Source organism: Streptomyces inusitatus (assembly GCF_014651115.1).
GTDB classification, from domain to species: domain Bacteria; phylum Actinomycetota; class Actinomycetes; order Streptomycetales; family Streptomycetaceae; genus Streptomyces; species Streptomyces amakusaensis.
In genome coordinates, this window is record NZ_BMWG01000018.1 from 69,152 (window position 1) to 90,590 (window position 21,439).

The window sequence follows — 21,439 nt, forward strand, 5'->3', positions numbered from 1 at the left end:
GGACGATTGTGCCGGTATCGGACCCCTGCTTGTGCCCGGGCTACTCCTCCTCGGACTCCCTGGACTCCTCGGACTCCTCCTCGGGCTGTTCCGCTTCCTCGGGCTCTTCCGCTTCCTTCGCCGGTACCGGCTTCCCGATCTCGACCGGCACCGCGCCGGACGCGCCGGACGCCTCCCCCGGCGGGTTCTCGGGATGGTGGCAGGCCACCTGACGGCCCGGGGCCAGCGCGATCAGCGGCGGCTCCTCGGTCTTGCAGCGCTCGGTCGCCTTCCAGCAGCGGGTGTGGAAGCGGCAGCCGGACGGCGGGGCGATCGGGGAGGGCACATCGCCCTTCAGCAGGATCCGCTCACTGCCGCCGCCGCGCCGCCTGGGGTCCGGCACGGGCACGGCGGAGAGCAGCGCCTTGGTGTACGGGTGCATCGGCGACTCGTAGAGCGCGGTGCGGTCCGCCAGCTCCACGATCTTGCCGAGGTACATCACGGCGATCCGGTCCGAGACGTGCCGGATCACCGAGAGGTCGTGGGCGACGATCACATAGGTGAGCCCCAGCTCGTCCTGGAGGTCGTCCAGCAGATTGACGACCTGTGCCTGGATGGAGACGTCCAGCGCGGAGACGGGCTCGTCCGCCACCACGAGCTTCGGCTTCAGCGCGAGGGCCCGGGCGATGCCGATGCGCTGGCGCTGTCCGCCGGAGAACTCGTGCGGATAGCGGTTGTAGTGCTCGGGGTTGAGGCCCACCAGCTCCAGCAGCCGCTGGACCTCCGCCCGCACCCCGCCCTCGGGCGTGACGCCCTGGAGCTTGAAGGGCGCGGAGACGATGGTGCCGATCGTGTGCCGGGGGTTCAGCGAGGAGTACGGGTCCTGGAAGATCATCTGGATGTCGCGGCGCAGCGGTCGCATGGCCCCGACGCCCAGATGGGTGATGTCGTGGCCCTGGAACTCGATCTTCCCGGCGGTCGGCTCCAGCAGCCGGGTGATCAGCCGGCCCATGGTCGACTTTCCGCAGCCCGACTCGCCGACCACACCGAGGGTCTCGCCGGGGCGGACGTCGAAGCTCAGCCCGTCGACCGCCCGCACGGCCGCGGTCTGCCGCCGCAGCAGCCCCTTCTTGATGGGGAAGTGCTTGACCAGGCCGTCGACCTTCAGCAGCGCGTCCGGGGCGGGCGCCGTCTGTCCGGGAATCTTCACAGTGTCAGTCACAGCTTGGGCGCAATCTCTTCGGTCCAGATCCGCGTCCGGTCCTCCGTCGCCATGTGGCAGGCGGAGAAGTGCCGGTCGCCCGCCGGGCGGAGGTCGGGGCGGACGGTGCGCGTCGCGTTCTTCTCCGGCACGTCGGCGTAGGGGCACCGCGGATTGAAGGCACAGCCGTCGGGGATGTTGATCAGGCTGGGCGGGGAGCCCTTGACCGGGATGAGCCGCTCGGTCTGGTCCCGGTCGACGCGCGGCATCGAGCCGAGGAGTCCCCAGGTGTAGGGGTGCTGGGGCTCGTAGAAGACCTTCTCGGCGGGTCCGCGCTCCACACACCGGCCGCCGTACATCACCAGGATGTCGTCGGCGAGTTCGGCGACGACGCCGAGGTCGTGGGTGATGACGATGACCGCCGAGCCGAACTCCTTCTGGAGGTCGCGGATCAGATCGAGGATCTGCGCCTGGACGGTGACGTCGAGCGCGGTGGTCGGCTCGTCGGCGATCAGCAGCTCGGGGTTGTTGACCAGCGACATGGCGATCATGGCGCGCTGGCGCATACCGCCGGAGAACTCGTGCGGATAGCTGTCCACCCGCTTGTCCGGCTGGGGGATGCCGACCCGGTCGAGCATCTCGACGGCCCGCTTGCGGGCGGTCTTCTTGTCGACTTTGTGGTGGACCCGGTAGGCCTCCACGATCTGCTTGCCGATCGTGTAGTACGGGTGGAGCGCGGAGAGCGGGTCCTGGAAGATCATCGCCATGTTCCGGCCCCGGAGCCTGCGCACCCGGTCCGGGTCGGCGCCCAGCAGCTCCTGGCCGTCGAGCCAGACCTCGCCGGAGATCCTGGCCTTGCGCCGGCCGTACTGTCCGGCGGTGTGCAGGCCCATGATGCCGAGCGAGGTGACGGACTTCCCGGAGCCCGACTCCCCGACGATGCCGAGGGTCTTGCCCCGCTCCAGCTGGAAGCTGAGGCCGTCGACGGACTTGACCAGACCGTCGTCGGTCGGGAAGTGCACCTTCAGATCGCGCACTTCGAGGAAGGCGGTGGGGGCGGCGGAACCGGGGGCGCCGACCTCGCCGGGGGCGAGGACCGGTCCGGAGGTTCCGGCTTTGCCGAGGTTGGTCATCCGATCCTCACTCGCGGGTCGATTACGGCGTACAACAGGTCCACGAGGAGGTTCGCGACACAGATGAACAGGGCGGCGACGAGGGTGACGCCGAGGATCACCGGAAGGTCCTTGGTGCCGATGGAGTCGATCGCGAGCCGGCCGAGTCCCGGCAGGTTGTAGGTGGACTCGGTGAGCACCGCACCGCCCAGCAGCGCCCCGATGTCCAGTCCGAGGAGGGTGAGCACCGGCGTCCAGGTGGAGCGCATCGCGTGCCGTCCGATGACGACCCGCTCGGTGAGGCCCTTGGCGCGGGCCGTGCGGATGTAGTCCTCGCCCATGACCTCCAGCATGGTGGCCCGGGTGAGCCGGGCGTACATCGCCGCGTAGAGGAAGGCGAGGGTGATCCAGGGCAGCACCAGGGTCTGGAACCACTGGGCGAAGTCCTCTTCGAGCGGCGCGTACTCGCCGCCGACCCAGTCGAGCTGGTAGCTGAAGACCGCCAGCGAGAGCAGACCGGTGAAGTAGATGGGCAGCGAGACGCCGGCCAGCGCGACCGTCATCGCGGCCCGGTCCCACAGGGTGCCCCGGCGCAGCGCGGAGACCACACCGGCGGCGACCCCGCCGACGACCCAGAGCAGACACGCCCCGGCGGCCAGCGAGAGGGTGACCGGGATCGCCTCGGTGAGCTGCGGCCAGACGTCCTGCTCGGTGCGGAAGGAGTAACCGAAGCAGGGGGCGGGGCAGTTGGTGACATCGGCGCCGTTGGTGTACTCCCGGCCGACGATCAGGCCCTGGACGAAGTTCCAGAACTGCACCAGCACCGGATCGGCGAGGCCCAGCTTCTGCCGGATGCCCTCGATCGCGGCCGGGTCGGTCTGCTTTCCGGCGAAGAGGTAGGCCGGGTCGGAGCCCGCCCACTTGGGGAGCACGAAGAAGATGACGAAGGTCGTCAGGGTCACGACCAGCAGCATCATGGCGACGGCGAACAAGCGCCGGATGACGTAAGCAAGCACTGTGCGCGGCCCGGCGGTGGCCCGGGGACCCCTTTCACGGGGCCCCCGGGCCACCGCCCGAGGCCATCACCTGCCCTTCGGGACTGGCGGGTTGGGCGATGGTGGGAGGTGACGCGTCACCATGGGGCGACTGACCGTGGGAACGGTTACTTGACGACGCCCAGGGAGACGTAGTCGTAGCGGCCGTTGTACGCGGCGGTGGAGTACGCGTTCGTCAGCCGCGAGCTGCGCCAGGTGAAGTTCTTCTCGTAGATGAACGGCATCTGCGCGGCCCGGTCGGAGACGGCGTGGTTCATCTCCTTGTAGATCTCACCGGCCTTGTCGGCGTCGGTCTCCTGGAGCGCGTCGTCGAAGAGCTTGTTGATCTTCGGGTCGTTGGTCTCGGAGACGTTGTAGTTGCCGTTGGGGGCGATGAAGCGGCCGTCCACCAGCGGCTGCGAGAAGCCCTGGCCGGTCGGGAAGTCGGGACCCCAGCCGGTCATGACCAGGCCCAGACCGCGCTGCTTCACCACGGCCGGGGAGCCGGTGATGGTGGAGGACTCGGCGCCGTCGATGGCCTCGACCTCGGCCTTGATGCCGACGGCCTGGAGCGACTGCTGAAGCGCCTCGGCGGTCTGCACCTCTCCCGGGTTGTTGCTGCGGGCGCTGATGTTGGTGCTGAAGCCGTCGGGCTTGCCGCAGGCCTTCAGGGCCGCCTTGGCCTTGGCGACGTCGGGCTTGCCGTCGCGGGCGAGGATGCCGTACGGGTCGTAGTCGTCCGAGCCCTTGATGGACTTGGGCAGCATGTTGGTGGCGATGTCGCCGCCGGCCTCCGGGCCGCCGCGGACCGTCTGCATCGACTTGTAGTCGGCCGCGTAGATCACGGCCTTGCGGCACTCGACGTTGTCGAACGGCTTGACCTTGCTGGCGATGTCGACGTACCGGATGAAGCTGGTCTCGATGTTGTCGACATTGGCCTTGTGCTTCTGGAGCGCCTTGGTGCGGCCCGCCTGCGACATGCCGGTGGCGTTCATGTCGAGGTCGTAGTCGCCCTTGATCAGCAGCTCGTCGATCGCCTCGATGTTGGAGTTGACCGTGACCGTGATCTTGTCCGGGAGCGCGGCGCGGATCGGGTCCGAGGCCTTCTGCCACTTGTCGTTGCGGACGAGGACGGCGCCCTTCTTGGGGCTGTACGACTCGAACTTGTACGGGCCCGAGGAGAACGGCTTCAGCTGGTACTTGGCGCCGGTGTCCTTCTCCTTCTTCACCGGGGACCCGGCCGGCATGGCGAGCATCTGCTCGAAGTCGCCGTTGGGCTTGGCCAGGTTGAAGACGATGGTCTTGGCGTCCGGCGTCTGCACGGCCTTGAGGCCGAGCTTGTCCGGGGAGGTGTCCTTGTACGGGCCCTTGTACTCGTTCTTGGGGTCGAGGACCTGGCGCAGATAGGCCGGGCCGCCGGTGATGACGTCCGAGGCCCAGGTGCGCTCGATGCCGTACTTGATGTCCTGGGAGGTGACTGGTGTGCCGTCCTCCCAGGTGATCCCGTCGCGCAGCTCGTAGGTGTAGGTCTTGCCGTCGTTGGAGACGACGCCCTTGGCCTTGGCGAGGTCCGGCACCAGCTCCGCGCCGGCGGGGCCCGGCTTGGGGGCGTAGGAGACGAGCTGGCGCGAGTAGAACCGGGAGAAGTCCCAGGCGAAGCCGTAGTACTGGCGCTGCGGGTCGGTCGAGTCGAAGTCCTGCTTGCCGATGAACTTCAGCGTGCCGCCCTTTTTGACGGACGGGTTGGCGATGCCCTTGACGGCCGCGTTGAAGCCCGCGGCCTTCCCGTCACCGCCCTCCTTGCCGTCCTTCGAACCGCCGCCGCACGCCGCGGTGGCCGTGAGGGCGGCCACGACGAGCGCCGCTCCGGCGATGCGCCTGGTCCTCGACGAACGTTGGGGTGTCATTGTTCCTGCAACCTCCGGGATAGCGCGGTTCCCCGCCGTGGTGCCGGGGACGTCGGTGTACCGCCTGGCCTTCGGGGCCCGGCGCGTTCAGTTGTGTGACGGTCGAGCGGCGGCCCGCGGGCTCACCGGGCGCGCCGGACTCGCCAGGCGCCCTGGACTCACCGGGTGCCCTTGGGGTCCAGCGCGTCCCGTACCCCGTCGCCGAAGAGGTTGAAGGCCAGCACCGTGATGAAGATCGCCACGCCGGGGACGATCATGAAGGTCGGATTGGACTCATAGGTGTCCACGGCGGTGGAGAGCATCTGTCCCCAGGAGGCGGTCGGCGGCCGCACTCCCGCGCCGAGGAAGCTGAGCGCGGCCTCGGTGAGGATGTTGGTGGGGATCATCAGGGTGGCGTAGACGGTGATCGGGGCGACCAGGTTGGGCAGCAGCTCCTTGAAGAGGACATAGCGGCGGCCCGCGCCCAGGCTGCGGGCGGCCTCGACGTACTCCTTCTCCCGCAGGGAGAGGGTCTGGCCGCGCACGATCCGTCCGACGTAGGGCCAGCCGAAGAAGCCGATGACCCCGACCAGGATGGCGATGCGGACATTGCTGCCGGTCATGCCCAGCAGATTGTTGGGGAGGACCGAGACCAGCGAGATGATGAAGAGGAGCTGCGGGAAGGCCAGCAGCATGTCCATCACCCGGCTGATGGCCGAGTCGACCCAGCCGCCGAAGTATCCGGCGACGATGCCGAGGACGGTGCCGATGAAGACGGCGACGACCGCGGCGAGGAAGGCCACCAGCAGCGAGATGCGCGCGCCGTAGACGATCCGGCTGAAGACGTCGCGGCCGTTGTTGGGCTCGACGCCCAGCAGATGCTCGGAGCTGATGCCGCCGAAGGAGCCGGCGGGGGTGCCGAAGAGCGGGTCGATCTTGTCCTGGTGGAACTCGTTGGGCGGATGGCCCAGCAGGCTGACGATGAGCGGGGCGAAGATCGCGACGATGACGAGGAGAAGAACGACGACACCGCCGGCGAGCGCGAGCTTGTCCCGCTTGAGGCGGGTCCACGCGATCTGACGCAGCGACCGCCCCTGGACCGGCGTGCCGGCCGGCGCCGCGGCGCCGGCGGTCGTGGACTTCTCCGCGTCCACGCTCGTGTCGTGCAGTGGTGCCGTCATCGTGGTGGGGACCCCTCTCGGCCGGAGGCGACCGGCCCGTACCCGCCGCTGTGGCGGCTTCTCTCACAACATCGGTCGTACTTGGGACACTTGGTACGAGATTCACTCGCGGAGCCCGCCGGGGACGGGAGCGAATCTTCCCTTGCTGCGGGAGTCTTCAATGGTCAGGCGACCAGCCGCCAGACCCATCGGGGAATGTTTGCTCAAACGTGATGCGCGTAGAGGGAATCCGTTATCCGGACCGCGCCAACGGCTGAGCGGAACCCCATCTGCCGCATATCGGTGGCCAGTTGAGGAATTTCCCGCTCCCTGGACATCGGAACCGCTCTGCGTTTCGAAGGTGACAGCCCGATGGGGATAGCGCTTTCCGTGGGAGATCGGGATGGTCACCGTGTGAAAGCCCGGAGGTGCGGGGGGTGATGGCCCGGGCTCATGACAACGCGCCCCGAACAGGAATGCGTTCGGGGCGCGTCGATGAATGCGCGAGGGAGATTTTCGGTCAGCGAACGGGGGCGGGCGGGTAGCCGTAGCCGGTCCGCTGATCGGGGGCGGCGTGCGCGTCACGGTCGTAGAAGGGGCGGGCGTTGGCCCGCAGCCACATGGTCACCGGGTCGTACTCGTCGGACATCGCCACCGTGGAGACCGGCAGTCCCTCGGGGACCGCCGCGATCGACTGCTGCATCATCGCCCGGGCCGCGTCCACCGACTGGGGGCCGGTGTCATAGAGGTCGAGCCCGATGACCAGGTACGGAGCGCCCAGGGCGGGCTGGACCCAGGCCCGGCGCAGCGATCTGACCGGGGGCGTGCGATGGGCGTGCTGGGAGAGCAGGGCGTAGAAGTGCGGGATCTCGATGGCGGGCTCGGTGAGCCGCAGCGGTCCCGCGGGCATCCGCTCCAGGCCGGTGGCGATCCTGCGGAGATCGGGCCAGGGGATGCCGACGCCGCCGCCGGGGGCATGCGGATTCAGCCAGATGCCCCAGCGCTCGGGGAAGAGGGTGCGCGCGATGTCGGGGCCGGAGACCACCTCGTGGGCGCGGTTCCAGCCGGAGACGGCCAGCTCCTGGGCGGAGGTGACGCAGGGGGCATAGCCGACTCCGTCGATCTCCATGTTCCCGTACTGGGCGTCGGGGGAGCCGGGCCTGCCGTGCCAGAGCAGCATCCAGACCCTGCCGCCCGCCGGGTCGGCGAGCGCCTTCAGCAACGCCTCGTACGCGTCGTACCGTCCGGGCGTCACCTGGCGCAGCATGTGCTCGACCTGTCCGGTCGCCGCGGTGCCTGACGCGCTCACCCTCGTTCCGCCCCTCTCCTGCTCCGTGCTCCTGCTCCGTGCTCCGCACAGCCCTGGGACCGGTGGGAGGCCGGGCTGTGGAGCCAGCTTAATCGGCCGCCTTGACACCGACTTGACGCCCGTGGGCGCTCACAGGGTTCCCGGTCGCGGGCTCTCGTGGTGATCCCGCTGGTAGAAGGGCCGGACCTGGGCGAGCATCCAGTCGGCGACCGGGTCCTGGGCGACATCGAGGAGTACGAGATTGACCGGCCAGCCGACCTGGACACGGCCCAGCGCCCGGCCCAGCGCGTCGAGGGGGGCGGATCCGCCGGGGCCCTCCCAGGAGGCGAGCTGGACGCCGATGAAGAGGGCGGGCGGGTCCCCCTCCACGGAGGCGAGCGCCCGGCGGGCGGTGAGGACGTTTCCCGCCTGCTGGAACTCCCCGGCGGCGGCGGAGAGGAAGTCGATCGGCTCCTCCTGCCAGTCGGGCTCGAACATCCGCACCCGGCCGCCGGGGGCGGGGCCCGCGGCCGGGGCAGGGGCTCCGGCCCGGCACAGCTCGGCGACGGCGGGCGGGGGGAGCGGCGCGCCGACGGTGCCGCCGGGGTTGACCGCGATGCCCAGCTGGGGGGGCAGGCCCCGGGCGAAGTCGCGGGCGGGGGCGACGGTGAAGGACATATGGGGACCGACGCAGCTCATGAACTGCTGTTCGGAGCTGAAGACGGGGACATAGGGGATGCCGTCGATCTCCATGGTGGGCAGATCGAGGTCCCGGCTCTCCGGGGAGCCGCCCCGGGGCAGGGGCACCCAGATCGGGCTGCGGCCGATCACCTCCACCAGCCGGGCTCCGGCCAGGGGGTCGCCGAGGGACGCGGTCAGCGTCTCCTCCAGCTCGTTCGCGGGCCAGCCGCCGCCGTAGGGCTGCGGATACGGGTGCGGATGCTCCGGAATGGTCATGTGCTGGCCCTCTCCCCCGGCTCCGCCGGTCGTCCCCTCTGCTTTCTCCCCGACCCTAATGCCGACGGCGATCTCCGGGCACCGCCTCCCGGGTGCGGACCCGCCGGGGTGATCCCGGGCACGTGTGTACGAGCGGGGGCGGGCGTATGGGTGTACGGGCGTACGGGCGGGGTCAGGACGGTTCGAAGCCGAGCAGGGTCAGGGCGGAGGCCGCGTCGCGGTCGAGGAGGACGGCGGAGGCGCAGCCCGCCGGGAGACGGCCCGCCTCCGCGTCGGCGATCAGCCGGCCCACTCCGCGCCGGTGGCGGGCGAAGGCGTATCCGGAGACTCCGCGACCGCGCTCGCGCTGGCCCTGCCGGGCGACCCCCGGCGGCACGTCGAGCAGCACCAGATGGAGCGCCGCGCCCCGGCGGCGGGCCCGGCGGGCCAGCCAGCGCCGCACCCAGGCCTGGGTGCCGCAGTCGTGGACCACGACGCTCTCGCCGGAGCGCAGGGCCCGGCGGAGCCCGGCGTAGTGCGCGAGGCGGACGAGGGGGCGGTAGACCGCGTACGGCAGAAAGCCCGGCGTCCACGCGTCCCAGCGGTCCCGGCTGTCCTGCGAGTCGATGCCCCGGCCGGCCGCCGCGCGCCGGATCAGGGTGGATTTCCCGCTGCCCGGCAGGCCGGACACCACCACCACGTCCCCGGCGGCGAACATCAGCCGGCGGGGGCCGTGCCCCGAACGGTCCCTGAGGTCGCGCAGTACGGGCGCGGCCCCCGCCCCCTCGCGGATTCCACTGACCGCCGGCTGTGGCTGCGCGGGCACACCCGCGGTCGTGGCGTACGCACCGGAGTGCTGCAACGTCATCACACCCTCCCCCTTGTCAGGTCACCCACACACTTGCCCAAGAAGCGTAAAGAAATGGTAATGGGACGCAACTGATTTGCGTCTGAGGCGCGTACGGCGCGCGGCGTGTCGCTCCCCGGCCCCGGGCGGCCCCGCCCCACGCGCCCCGGGCATCGCTCAGAACGACCGGGACCACACCCCCCACCAGCCCCGAATGCGTGCAATGATGTGCCCGCCAACTGCATACCGGCCGCTTGAATCCACGCGGGAGAGTCCCGGGCACCTCTGTGCCGGGCGCCGAAGGAGCAAGTTCCTCCCTTGAATCTCTCAGGCCCCGTACCGCGCGCGATGAGGCAGATCTGAAAAGCGAGTCGCCCCCGTGCGGCTCCACCCAAGGTGCAAGTCACGGCCACCGGTACGTACGGTCACCCGTACACACGGTCGCGACGAACCTCTCAGGTTCCGATGACAGATGGGGAGGGTCGTCCTCGCCCGCATGCCCTGGGAGCCTTTTTCATGAGCAACGCCCATCGTCAAACAGCGCTCGACGCCCTCCATCGCTCGCTGGGCGCGACCATGACCGACTTCGCCGGCTGGGACATGCCGCTGCGGTACGGCAGTGAGCGCGACGAGCACCTCGCCGTCCGCACCCGCGCCGGGCTCTTCGACCTCTCCCACATGGGCGAGATCACCGTCACCGGCCCCGGGGCCGCCGCGCTGCTGGACCACGCGCTGGTGGGGAACATCGGTTCGGTGGGGCTGGGCCGCGCCCGCTACACCATGATCTGCCGGGCGGACGGCGGCATCCTGGACGATCTGATCGTCTACCGGCTCGGCGAGACCGAGTACATGGTCGTCGCCAACGCCGGGAACGCCCAGATCGTGCTGGACGCGATCACCGAGCGATCGGCCGGCTTCGACGCCGAGGTCCGTGACGACCGGGACGCCTACGCGCTGATCGCGATCCAGGGCCCCGAGTCCTCCGGAATCCTGAAGTCCGTCACCGACGCCGACCTGGACGGGCTGAAGTACTACGCGGGCCTGCCCGGCACCGTCGCGGGCGTCCCCGCCCTGATCGCCCGTACCGGCTACACCGGCGAGGACGGCTTCGAGCTGTTCGTCGAACCCCGGCACGCGGAGTCGCTCTGGCGGGCGCTGACCGAGGCGGGCGAGCCGGCGGGCATGGTCCCCTGCGGCCTCTCCTGCCGGGACACCCTGCGCCTGGAGGCGGGCATGCCGCTCTACGGGCACGAGCTGACCACCGACCTCACCCCCTTCGACGCGGGCCTGGGCCGGGTCGTCAAGTTCGAGAAGGCGGGCGACTTCGTCGGCCGCGAGGCCCTGACGGCCGCCGCCGAGCGGGCCGAGACCGCCCCGCCGCGCAAGCTGGTCGGGCTGATCGCCAAGGGCCGGCGGGTTCCCCGCGCCGGATACCCGGTCGTCGCGGGCGGAGCGGTGATCGGCGAGGTCACCTCCGGCGCCCCCTCCCCCACGCTGGGCAAGCCGATCGCCATCGCCTATGTGGACGCGGCCCACGCCGCCCCCGGCACCGAGGGCGTCGGCGTCGACATCCGCGGGACTCACGAGCCGTACGAGGTCGTCGCGCTGCCGTTCTACAAGCGCGAGAAGTGACGATTCCGCTCCACGGACTCCCATCCACGGACTCCCATCCACGGACTCGTACAAAGCCTCGTACAAAACGGCGCTCCGGCGTCAGAAGTGACCAGCGGCACGCCCGCACGCCCCCAGCCCGTTCATCCGCCCTTCCCGCGTACAGGAGAATTCAGGTCATGAGCAACCCCCAGCAGCTGCGCTACAGCAAGGAGCACGAGTGGCTGTCGGACGCCGAGGACGGCGTGTCGACGGTCGGGATCACGGAGTTCGCCGCGAGCGCGCTCGGTGACGTCGTGTACGCCCAGCTCCCCCAGGTGGGCGACACCGTGATCGCGGGCGAGACCTGCGGCGAGCTGGAGTCCACCAAGTCCGTCAGCGATCTGTACTCCCCCGTCTCCGGTGAGGTCACCGAGGCGAACCAGAACGTCGTCGACGACCCCTCCCTGGTGAACAGCGCCCCCTTCGAGGGCGGCTGGCTGTTCAAGGTGCGGGTGAGCGAGGAGCCGAAGGATCTGCTCTCCGCCGACGAGTACTCCGCTTTCTCCAGCAGCTGATTTCCAGTACCCGACCACGACTACGACAGGGACCCGAGATGTCGCTTCTCAACACCCCTCTCCATGAGCTGGACCCGGACGTCGCCGCCGCCGTCGACGCCGAGCTCCACCGTCAGCAGTCCACCCTGGAAATGATCGCCTCGGAGAACTTCGCTCCGGTCGCGGTGATGGAGGCCCAGGGATCGGTCCTCACCAACAAGTACGCCGAGGGCTACCCGGGCCGCCGTTACTACGGCGGCTGTGAGCACGTCGACGTCATCGAGCAGATCGCGATCGACCGCGTCAAGGAGCTGTTCGGCGCGGAGCACGCCAATGTGCAGCCGCACTCCGGCGCGCAGGCGAACGCGGCGGCGATGTTCGCGCTGCTGAAGCCGGGCGACACGATCATGGGTCTGAATCTCGCCCACGGCGGGCATCTGACCCACGGAATGAAGATCAACTTCTCCGGCAAGCTCTACAACGTGGTCGCCTACCACGTCGACGACGCCACCGGCCAGGTCGACATGGCCGAGGTGGAGAAGCTCGCCAAGGAGTCCCGCCCGAAGCTGATCGTGGCGGGCTGGTCCGCGTACCCGCGCCAGCTGGACTTCGCCGCCTTCCGCCGGATCGCGGACGAGGTCGGCGCCTATCTGATGGTCGACATGGCCCACTTCGCGGGCCTCGTCGCGGCCGGGCTGCACCCCAACCCGGTGCCGCACGCCCATGTGGTCACCACCACCACCCACAAGACGCTGGGCGGCCCCCGGGGCGGAGTGATCCTCTCCACCCAGGAGCTGGCGAAGAAGATCAACTCGGCGGTCTTCCCCGGTCAGCAGGGCGGCCCGCTGGAGCACGTCGTGGCGGCCAAGGCGGTCTCCTTCAAGGTCGCCGCGTCCGACGACTTCAAGGAGCGCCAGCAGCGCACCCTGGACGGCGCGCGGATCCTCGCCGAGCGCCTGGTGCGCGAGGACGTCACCGAGCACGGCGTCTCGGTGCTCTCCGGCGGCACCGACGTCCACCTGGTCCTGGTCGACCTGCGCGACTCCCAGCTGGACGGCCAGCAGGCCGAGGACCGGCTCCACGAGGTCGGCATCACGGTCAACCGCAACGCGATCCCGAACGACCCCCGGCCCCCGATGGTCACCTCGGGCCTGCGCATCGGCACCCCGGCGCTCGCCACCCGCGGCTTCCAGGCGGAGGACTTCCGCGAGGTCGCCGACATCATCGCCGAGGTGCTGAAGCCCTCGTACGACACCGAGGCGCTGCGCACCCGGGTCTCCGCGCTGGCCGCGAAGCACCCGCTCTACCCCGGGCTGTAAAGCCCGCCTGAAGCGTATGCGTACCTTTGTACGCTTCTTCTTCGGGGGCACCGCGCACACTGGAAGGTGGGCGCGGTGCCCCCGCCCGTCTCCCCCACCCGTCTCCGCTGCCGTCTCCCCGCCCCGCTCCCGTCCTCCTCGCCTTTTCGCACAAGGCGCTTCGCGCCGCCGAGTCACCTGGCAGACAACGGCGTCTACCAACCTCCTAGGAGTCACCCCGTGGCCATCTCGGTCTTCGACCTGTTCTCGGTCGGCATCGGCCCCTCCAGCTCGCACACGGTCGGCCCGATGCGCGCGGCCCGTATGTTCGCCCGGCGGCTCAAGAACGAAGGCCTGCTGGAGCGCACCGCCTCCGTCCGCGCGGAACTGTACGGCTCCCTCGGCGCGACCGGCCACGGCCACGGCACCCCCAAGGCCGTCCTGCTCGGCCTCACCGGCGGCTCCCCGCGCACCGTCGACGTGGAGAGCGCCGACGACCAGGTCGAACAGATCAAGCAGTCCGGCCGACTCGGCCTGCTCGGCACCCACGAGATCGGCTTCGACTTCGACCGCGACCTGGTGCTCCACCGCCGCAAGACCCTGCCGTACCACGCCAACGGCATGACCGTCTTCGCGTACGACGCCGAGGGCGCGAGCATCCTGGAGAAGACCTACTACTCGGTCGGCGGCGGATTCGTCGTCGACGAGGACGCCGTCGGCGAAGACCGGATCAAGCTCGACGACACCGTGCTGAAGTATCCTTTCCGCACCGGTGACGAGCTGCTCCGGCTGGCCCGCGAGACCGGCCTCTCCATCTCCTCCCTCATGCTGGAGAACGAGAAGGCCTGGCGTACCGAGGACGAGATCCGCGCCGGCCTCCTGGAGATCTGGCGCGTCATGCAGGCCTGCGTCTCCCGCGGCATGGCCCGCGAGGGCATCCTCCCCGGCGGCCTCAAGGTCCGCCGCCGCGCCGCCAACTCCGCCCGCCAGCTCCGCGCCGAGGGCGACCCGCTGGCCCGCGCCATGGAGTGGATCACCCTCTACGCCATGGCCGTCAACGAGGAGAACGCCGCCGGCGGCCGCGTCGTGACCGCCCCCACCAACGGCGCCGCCGGCATCATCCCCGCCGTCCTCCACTACTACATGAACTTCGTCCCCGGCGCCGACGACGACGGCGTCGTCCGCTTCCTCCTCTCCGCCGGCGCCATCGGCATGCTCTTCAAGGAGAACGCCTCCATCTCCGGCGCCGAGGTCGGCTGCCAGGGCGAAGTCGGCTCCGCCTGCTCCATGGCCGCCGGCGCCCTCGCCGAGGTCCTCGGCGGCACCCCCGAACAGGTCGAGAACGCCGCCGAGATCGGCATGGAACACAACCTCGGCCTCACCTGCGACCCCGTCGGCGGCCTCGTCCAGATCCCCTGCATCGAGCGCAACGGCATGGCCGCCGTCAAAGCCGTGACCGCCGCCAAGATGGCGATGCGCGGCGACGGCAGCCACAAGGTCTCCCTCGACAAGGTCATCAAGACGATGAAGGAGACCGGCGCGGACATGTCGGTCAAGTACAAGGAGACGGCGCGGGGCGGGCTGGCGGTGAACATCATCGAGTGCTGAGGCCGCTGCCACCGAAGGCCCTGTCTTTCGGCGCGGTCAGGACCGTGAACGCCACAGGCGGCGTTCACGGGTCAGCCGAACAGAGCGGAGCCGAGCGGGCGTCGCGGGCCGTGGCCGGGGAGGATCAGGAAGGTCGCGCCGGCGGTCGTGGTGGTGAAGGGCAGCAGCGCGTCGGAGGTGTCCATGCGGGCGAGTGTGGCGGTGAAGGTCCGCAGGTCGTTCTGGAAGCTGATGAAGAGCAGGCCGGGGGCGGGATCGTCGATGCTGTAGGAACGGCGGAGCATATGGCCGACGCCGACCACGGTGGGGTTCGCCCGGCGTACGTGGGCGTCCGCCGGAATGAGATAGCGCCCGTCGGGCGTCTTGGCGCCGAGTGCCGGGGCCGAGGCGACGCTGCCGCCGGAGAGGGGGGCGCCGCCGGCTCGGCGGCGGCCGAAGATCGCTTCCTGCTCGGCGACGGAGAGGGCGGCGAAGCGTGTCAGGTCGAGTTCCATGCGCCGCAGTACGGCCAGGGTGCCGCCGGCGACCGCGGGGGGTCCGGGCAGCCAGAGGTCGCGTTCCCGCTCGGCGGTGGTGTGCGGGCCCACGATGCCGTCGATGAAACCGAGCACGTTGCGCGGTGCGGTGCGGCCCTCGGCCACGGGCACCTCCGTACCCCGGCGTCCGTACTGCCGCCAGCGCTCCCGGACGCGGTCGCCGGCCTGGTCCAGGAGTGCGGCGGCGACGACCGGCACAAGCAGGGCGTCGCCGGCGCAGATCTGTATCAGCAGATCACCGCCGCGCGCCCGCGGGGCGATCCGTTCGCGGGAGAACCGCGGGAGGTCGGCCGCGCCGGGCAGTGCGGCGCCGACCGTCCGTACCAGCCGTGGACCCACGCCGACGGTCACGGTCACATCGCCCGGGGACAGGCCCAGCAGCCGTGGGTCGGACCCGGCTGTGAGGGTGCGGATGGCCTCGCCGAGTTCAGCGAGCAGCGGGCCGGGGGCCACTGTGGCGTCGAGGTCGGCCACGAGGGCCAGCAGGTGGGACTGGGCCGCCCGGGGAAGCGTCACGCCGGCCTGATGCCGGCCCGTCGCCGGGACCGGCGCAGGTGTGGCCGACGCGGAAGAGGCGGGCCGGTCGGGCCGGTCGGAGTCCCCTGAGCACCCGGCGAGGAGACCGGCGGCCACCGTGGTGCCGGTGATGTCGAGGAACGCGCGGCGCGATGGGGGCTGATCGGCGCGATGCATGATGGGTAACAGTGCCACACCTGGATGCGCTTTCGCCTCGCTCAACCTCATTGCCGCGAGAGTGAGTTCGGCATTCCGGCGGGAGGGCTCGACGCCGTGCCAGACTGGGATCATGTCTCGACTGGCTCTTCGCGTGATGACGGCCGCCCTGGGCGCACTGACGCTGGTGACCGGCTGCGGCGACGGTGGCGGCGGCGGTGATGGATCGGGCGAGGGCCGACGGCCGGACGGCGCGCGGGTGACGATCCGGGTGCCAGGTGACGCCCCGACGATCTCGGGCGCGGTGTCTCTGGCCCGGCCCGGTGACCTGGTGCTGGTGGCTCCGGGTGTGTACCGCGAGTCGGTGCGGATCGACACGGAGCGCATCACTCTGCGGGGCGAGTCCCGGGCCGGGGTCGTCATCGACGGGCAGGTGCGGCGGCCGAACGGTGTGGTCGTCGCGGCGCCCGGGGTGGCCGTGGAGAACCTGACCGTGCGGAACAACACGCACAACGGGGTGCTGGTCACCGGTTCGGCGGCGGCGGTCGCCGGACTGCCGGGGAGCGGCGGCTACGACACCGGTGACGAGCCGGTGCGCCTCCTGAAGTCGTTCCTGGTGTCGCATGTGACGGCGACCCGTAACGGCCTCTACGGCATCTATGCGTTCTCCGCGCGGAATGGGGTCATCGAGCGCTCCTACACCTCGGGCGGGGCCGACTCGGGGATCTATGTCGGCCAGTGCAGGCCGTGCCGGATCGTGGTGCGGGACAACGTCTCCGAACTCAACGCGGTCGGTTACGAGGGCACCAACGCCGGTGGTGACATGTATGTGGTCGGCAACCGTCTGGTCGGCAACCGCGTCGGACTGACCACCAACTCCGACCACCAGGAGAAACTGCTCCCGCAGCGCGACGCCGTCATCGCGGGCAACCTGATCGCGGACAACCAGCAGCGGCAGACCCCCGAACAGGCCGACGGCGGCTGGGGCATCGGCATCGGCATCGACGGCGGCAGCGACAACCGGATCATCCGCAACCGGGTCACCGGCAATACCAACGCCGGGCTTGTGATCACCGCGACCGCCGATCTGACGGCGGACCGCAACCGGATCACGGACAACACCTTCGACGCCAACGGCGTCGACATCGGCTGGACGTTCCCCACCACCACCCGGGGACAGGGCAACTGCCTGGAAGGGAACAAGCTTCGGACGACCGTGCCGGCGGGACTCGCGTCCAGCGCGTCCTGCCCGGTCCCCGCCACGTCGACCACGCCCTCCGGCAGTTGGCGGAGCCCGGCGGCACCCGCCGGCATCCCCTTCACCGACGTGGCCGCGCCCGGCCCCCAGCCCGAGCTCCCGGGGACCGGCACGGCCGGGGCCACCGTCGTGCCGGACACTCCGGCGCTGCCCGCCATCGCGGACATCGCTCTGCCGTCGCCGTCGCTGCTCGCCGGCAGCGCGCGGGTGCGGGCCTCATGAGCGGCGGCTACGGCGTCGGTGTGGCTCCCGGCAGCGGCCGGACGGGGACGTACTTCCGGGTGCCGAAGTCGAAGACCACCGGCTGCGGCGCGGAGGCGATACCGATCTCCACCCGGTGCATGGTGCCGTCCGAGCCGATCCAATAGCGCACCGTCCGTGACGTACCGGCGTCGGTGCCCGTGCCGGCACCGGCACCCGTACCCGTACTGGCATCAGCCTCGGCACGCGGACCGTTCATGATGTCCGTCCGATGGCCGCGCACCCGCTCCCGCCCGACCCAGGCGGCACCGTTCTGCGGCAGCAGCGCGGCGTTGTCCGGCCGGTCGCTGCCGAGGTCGAGCACGATGGCCAGCGCACTGTCCAGGGTCATGCCGGACGTCCGCAGCGGACGGCTGTACCAACCGGACGCGGGCGGCGAGGCCGGTGCGACCGCCGGAGGTTTCGCCATGGGGAGGACGAGGACGGTGGTGGCCGTCCACCGGATCAGCCCGTCGCTGGACGCGTCGCGCCCCCTCCCGCGCACCACCCCGTAACCGGTGTGCGTGCGGTAGTCGACGGATCCGGTGATGACCAGCCCGCCGCTGACGTTCGGCACGGTGATCGTCACCGCGCGTCCTCCCGCCCGGTAGTTGAGGAATCGCGTGACCGACAGCCGGTTCACCTCGTCCGCGGTCAGCGCCCGCGGGGTGACGGCGTCATCGCCGTCACCGAGCAGGACGGCGGCGCCGGCCGCGGCGGCCGCGATACAGACGGCGGCGCCCGCTGCCCACCGTAATCGCGGCCATCGGCGACGCCGGCCCGTCGCCTCGCCTCCCCGGAGACGCCGCTTGTCGATGCCGATGTCTCGCGCGCCGGCGCTCCGCGCCTCGCTGTCCCGCGCTCCGCTGCTCCATATGCTCCGCACGCGGCGGGATCGTAACAGCTCTCGTTGAGGCACCCCGAACTCCACGATCGCCGGACGTGACGTCTCATCAGCTGTATTCTCTGCGCGGGAGTTGCCGGATTGGCGTGAGCTTGGGGCGATGTAAGGGAGCGATATGCGGTTACGTGTTCTCGTGCGATTGGGGCTGTCCGGCCTGCTCCTGGCAGGGGGCGGCGCGGGTACGGTCCTGACCGGCGCCGGGCAGGCCGGAGCCGCCGCCCCCGATGGCACCCTGACCGTCGAGGTACTGCGGGACTTCTTCGGCACCGGCGTGATCAACGCGACCATGGATGTGCCTCAGCGGGGAATGCGGGTCACTGTCACCGACCCCGCGGGCGTCCGTGTCACCGGTGTCACGGACGCCACCGGAAGGGTCGTCGTGCCGCCGTCGAGCGAGCTGACCGGCGGCCGGTACCGGGTCGACGTCACCGTCCCGGAACCCTACAGCGACTATCTGCGGGCCGCGCCCGCCTCGACCGCGCCGAATCACTTCGACAGCTTCACCTCGTTCGTGGACATCTCGGACGGCAAGGACGAATCGGTGACCACCGGGGTCTGGAACCCGGCCGACTACGCGCTGCCCGACTCCCGCTACTTCGTTCCGATCCAGAGCGGCGCCAAGGCCGGCCCCGGCGAGACGGACACCCGGGCCCTGGTGGCGTTCGGGACGAACGCCCGCGGCAACTGTCCCGAACAGCAGGCATGCCCGGAGGTACTCAACACCCAGGACCAGGTGGGCACGACCTACGGACTGGCCCACGACAGGTACCGCGGCCGGCTGTTCCAGGCGGCGTTCGCCCGGCGGTACACCGAGTACGGGCCCGGCGGCGGCGACGCGATCTACACCGTGCCCGCGAACGGCGGGGCCACGAAGCTCTTCGCCAGGGTGCCGGACGCCACGAAGACGCCCCACGACACCGGCAACCTGATCAAGGACGCCGGGTTCGTCGACGTACCGGGCAAGGAGAGCATCGGCGGCCTCGCCCTGTCGGAGGACGGCTCCACCCTGTACGCGGTGAATCTGCTCACCCGCAGCCTGATCAGCTTTGACGCGACCGGGCCCACGGCCGCGGCGCCCGAGGAGACCGTGCCGATCCCCAACCCGGGGTGCGCATCGTCCAAGGACTGGCGCCCGTTCGGCCTGGCCACCCACGACAACACCCTGTACGTCGGAGGAGTGTGCAGCGCGGAGAGCACACAGGAACGCGCGGACCTCAAGGCCGTCGTCGCGACCTATGACGGCGACCGGTTCACCACCGTTCTCTCCCAGCCGCTGGCCGCCGAGCGCGGCAGCGTGTTCACCAGCAACTCCGGCCGCGACCAGGTCAACCACTGGAACCCCTGGAACACCGCCCTGGAGGACTGGGACTCCTTCACCGTGACCGGCGCCATGATCAATCCGCAGCCGTCGCTGGCCAGTATGGCCTTCGCCCGCGACGGCTCGCTGATCCTCGGCTTCCGCGACCGGTTCATGGACGTCGTGAGCTGGGGCGGGCTGGACCCGCGCCCGGGCAACAACACCCCGCAGAACGGCATGTCCGGCGGTGACATCAACATGGCCTGCGCCAGGCCCACCGGCGGGTACGACTGGGAAGGCACCGGAATCTGCCCCGACCACGCCACGAGCCCGACCCTCGACGGGGCCCAGCCCAGCGGCGTCGACGAGTACTTCCCGGGTGACTTCTTCCCGAACGGCGGCTCCGCGACCTCGCCCGGGCCGCACCAGGAATCCGCGCTGGGGTCGGTCGCCTACATCCCGCAGCAGCAGTGGATCGTCAGCACCCAGATGGACCCGACCGGCCGGGTCATCACCAACGGAACCGGCTACTACGACGTCGCCACCGGCCTCGGCCCCGGCAACGACCCGGCGAAGAACGCGTACGAGTTCGTCGGTCCGAACCAGAACGGGTTCGGCAAGGCCGGCGGCCTCGGCGACATCGCGTTCGCCGCGGCGAACGCACCGATCCAGATCGGCAACGTGGTGTGGTACGACGGCGACCGCAACGGCATCCAGGACCCGGGGCACGTGCTGCTGCCGGATGCGACGATCAACCTCCTGGACGCCGATGGCAAGCAGGTCGCCACGACCACGACCGACGCCGCCGGCGAGTACTACTTCGGCGGGGTCGGCGCGGACTACGAGCTGACACCGGGCGCCAAGTACACCGTCCAGTTCGACGTGTGCACGGCGGACACCAGCAAGGTGCCGGGCCAACCGGCCGCCACCGAGCTGCGGTTCACTCTGCCGCAGGTCGGTGACGACCGGGTCCATGACTCCAACGTGACCCCGCCGACCGACGGCCGGCTCTGCAACGGCTACGCCCCGGTCACCGCGCCGGCCACGTCAGGAGGGGTCGATCACACGATCGACGCCGGTGTGCACATCCCGGAGCCGGTATCGCCGACACCGACGCCGACGGACTCCTCCTCCCCGACGCCCACACCCACACCCACACCGACGGACTCCACGTCGCCGTCGCCGTCCTCGTCCTCCTCCTCGTCGCAGCCGACAGGAACGCCGTCCAACACCTCAACAGCGTCAGGACAGCCGCCCAAGGGCGCCCTCGGCGAAACCGGTATGGCCGGCCTCGGAGGCGCTGTCGCCCTCGCCGCCGGGCTGCTCGGCGCGGGTGCGACAGCGGTCACCGTCACCCGCCGGCGGCGCGCAAGGCGCCACTGACACCGGAAACACCAGGAACATCTGGAAACACCCGACGGGCCGGTGCGGCGCACCGGCCCGTCGGCCTGCGCCGCGCCTCAGCAGAAGGAGACGGCGCGGGGGGCATCCTGTGCGTGTTCTCCGGCGGGGGCGTCGCGAGGCCATGTCTTCGCCGACGCGGTGTACGCGGCCGTGCTCCATGGACCGCCCCCGGCCGCCCGCCGCATCCCGGTGGCGAGTGTGCTGTTCACAGTGGCCACGGCGACGACCGCCGCGATCGTCCGCGACCACCGGCAGGCCGCCGGCACGGCCCGGCCGCGCGCGGAGCAGACGGCGGAGCCGGCGGGAGGGCGAGGGACGCCCCCACGCGTACGCCTATGTCTTCAACGACCCGAACCAGCCCGGCGCGGGCGGCTCGCCGACTTCCCGTCCAGCGCCGCCCACAGCACTGACCTCACGGGCGAGGACGCACCGCGAAACCCGTCTCGCGCCGGAAGGCCGCTCGGTATGCCGAGCGGCAGTACGCGTGCGGCGGAGCGGGGTGCGGATCTCATCACGACACGACGGGTCGGAGACCTCTTGACGGAATACCCCCCGGGGGTATGCTGTTCTGGCAGGTGTCCGGCTACGGGCAACGCCATAAGACGCGCCGCGCGGCGCGCATCACGCGGGTG

The 21,439-nt window shown here is 70.6% G+C and carries 16 protein-coding genes and 1 riboswitch; of the genes, 6 read left to right on the top strand and 10 right to left on the bottom strand.

Going from position 1 to position 21,439, the window contains the following annotated elements:
- Positions 1–40: 40 nt before the first annotated feature.
- The 8 genes from IE247_RS24040 to IE247_RS24075 form a co-directional block, all read right to left on the bottom strand.
- Entirely contained in the window at positions 41–1,201 is a 1,161-nt protein-coding gene (locus IE247_RS24040) for an ABC transporter ATP-binding protein (RefSeq protein ID WP_190125335.1), read from the bottom strand.
- A complete protein-coding gene (locus IE247_RS24045; RefSeq protein ID WP_190125336.1) occupies positions 1,198–2,313 on the bottom strand; it encodes an ABC transporter ATP-binding protein in 1,116 nt (371 codons plus the stop codon). Before IE247_RS24045 ends, IE247_RS24040 begins: the two co-directional genes overlap by 4 nt.
- Entirely contained in the window at positions 2,310–3,308 is a 999-nt protein-coding gene (locus tag IE247_RS24050) for an ABC transporter permease (protein WP_190125337.1), read from the bottom strand. Before IE247_RS24050 ends, IE247_RS24045 begins: the two co-directional genes overlap by 4 nt.
- 146 nt (positions 3,309–3,454) lie before the next feature.
- Positions 3,455–5,233, bottom strand: a complete 1,779-nt coding sequence (locus tag IE247_RS24055) for an ABC transporter substrate-binding protein (protein WP_190125338.1) — start codon at positions 5,231–5,233, stop codon at positions 3,455–3,457.
- Positions 5,234–5,391: 158 nt separating this feature from the next.
- Positions 5,392–6,393, bottom strand: a complete 1,002-nt coding sequence (locus IE247_RS24060) for an ABC transporter permease (protein ID WP_190125339.1) — start codon at positions 6,391–6,393, stop codon at positions 5,392–5,394.
- A 499-nt stretch (positions 6,394–6,892) separates the two neighbouring features.
- Positions 6,893–7,681, bottom strand: coding sequence for an enhanced serine sensitivity protein SseB C-terminal domain-containing protein (locus IE247_RS24065; protein ID WP_190125340.1), 789 nt, complete (start codon positions 7,679–7,681; stop codon positions 6,893–6,895).
- A 129-nt stretch (positions 7,682–7,810) separates the two neighbouring features.
- A complete protein-coding gene (locus IE247_RS24070; RefSeq protein ID WP_190125341.1) occupies positions 7,811–8,617 on the bottom strand; it encodes an enhanced serine sensitivity protein SseB in 807 nt (268 codons plus the stop codon).
- Positions 8,618–8,789: 172 nt separating this feature from the next.
- Positions 8,790–9,464 (bottom strand): AAA family ATPase, encoded by a 675-nt coding sequence (locus tag IE247_RS24075; protein ID WP_190125342.1) that lies wholly within the window; start codon positions 9,462–9,464, stop codon positions 8,790–8,792.
- A 234-nt stretch (positions 9,465–9,698) separates the two neighbouring features.
- A riboswitch (glycine riboswitch) is annotated at positions 9,699–9,795 on the top strand.
- Positions 9,796–9,959: 164 nt separating this feature from the next.
- Here IE247_RS24075 and gcvT point away from each other — a divergent pair.
- From gcvT to IE247_RS24095, 4 genes are all read left to right on the top strand, one after another.
- Positions 9,960–11,075, top strand: coding sequence for a glycine cleavage system aminomethyltransferase GcvT (gene gcvT / locus IE247_RS24080; RefSeq protein WP_190125343.1), 1,116 nt, complete (start codon positions 9,960–9,962; stop codon positions 11,073–11,075).
- 158 nt (positions 11,076–11,233) lie between these two features.
- Positions 11,234–11,611 carry a glycine cleavage system protein GcvH gene (gcvH, locus tag IE247_RS24085; RefSeq protein ID WP_190125344.1) on the top strand — a complete coding sequence of 126 codons (378 nt, stop codon included), beginning with the start codon at positions 11,234–11,236 and terminating at the stop codon, positions 11,609–11,611.
- 38 nt (positions 11,612–11,649) lie between these two features.
- Positions 11,650–12,909, top strand: a complete 1,260-nt coding sequence (glyA, locus tag IE247_RS24090) for a serine hydroxymethyltransferase (RefSeq protein ID WP_190125345.1) — start codon at positions 11,650–11,652, stop codon at positions 12,907–12,909.
- 219 nt (positions 12,910–13,128) lie between these two features.
- Positions 13,129–14,496 carry an L-serine ammonia-lyase gene (locus tag IE247_RS24095; protein ID WP_190125346.1) on the top strand — a complete coding sequence of 456 codons (1,368 nt, stop codon included), beginning with the start codon at positions 13,129–13,131 and terminating at the stop codon, positions 14,494–14,496.
- A gap of 71 nt (positions 14,497–14,567) precedes the next feature.
- Here IE247_RS24095 and IE247_RS24100 read toward each other — a convergent pair whose 3' ends face one another.
- Positions 14,568–15,725: a Dyp-type peroxidase gene (locus IE247_RS24100; protein ID WP_190125347.1), complete on the bottom strand. Its 1,158-nt coding sequence runs from the start codon at positions 15,723–15,725 to the stop codon at positions 14,568–14,570.
- Positions 15,726–15,837: 112 nt separating this feature from the next.
- On the opposite strand from IE247_RS24100, the gene IE247_RS24105 reads away from it, so the two are divergent.
- Complete coding sequence (locus IE247_RS24105; RefSeq protein WP_190125348.1) at positions 15,838–17,184, top strand: right-handed parallel beta-helix repeat-containing protein; 1,347 nt, start codon at positions 15,838–15,840, stop codon at positions 17,182–17,184.
- A gap of 7 nt (positions 17,185–17,191) precedes the next feature.
- On the opposite strand, the gene IE247_RS24110 is transcribed toward IE247_RS24105, so the two are convergent.
- Complete coding sequence (locus IE247_RS24110) at positions 17,192–17,929, bottom strand: hypothetical protein (RefSeq protein ID WP_229869323.1); 738 nt, start codon at positions 17,927–17,929, stop codon at positions 17,192–17,194.
- A 292-nt stretch (positions 17,930–18,221) separates the two neighbouring features.
- Between IE247_RS24110 and IE247_RS24115 the strand changes: the two genes are divergently transcribed.
- Entirely contained in the window at positions 18,222–20,786 is a 2,565-nt protein-coding gene (locus IE247_RS24115; protein WP_190125349.1) for an SdrD B-like domain-containing protein, read from the top strand.
- The last annotated feature ends 653 nt before the right edge of the window (positions 20,787–21,439 follow it).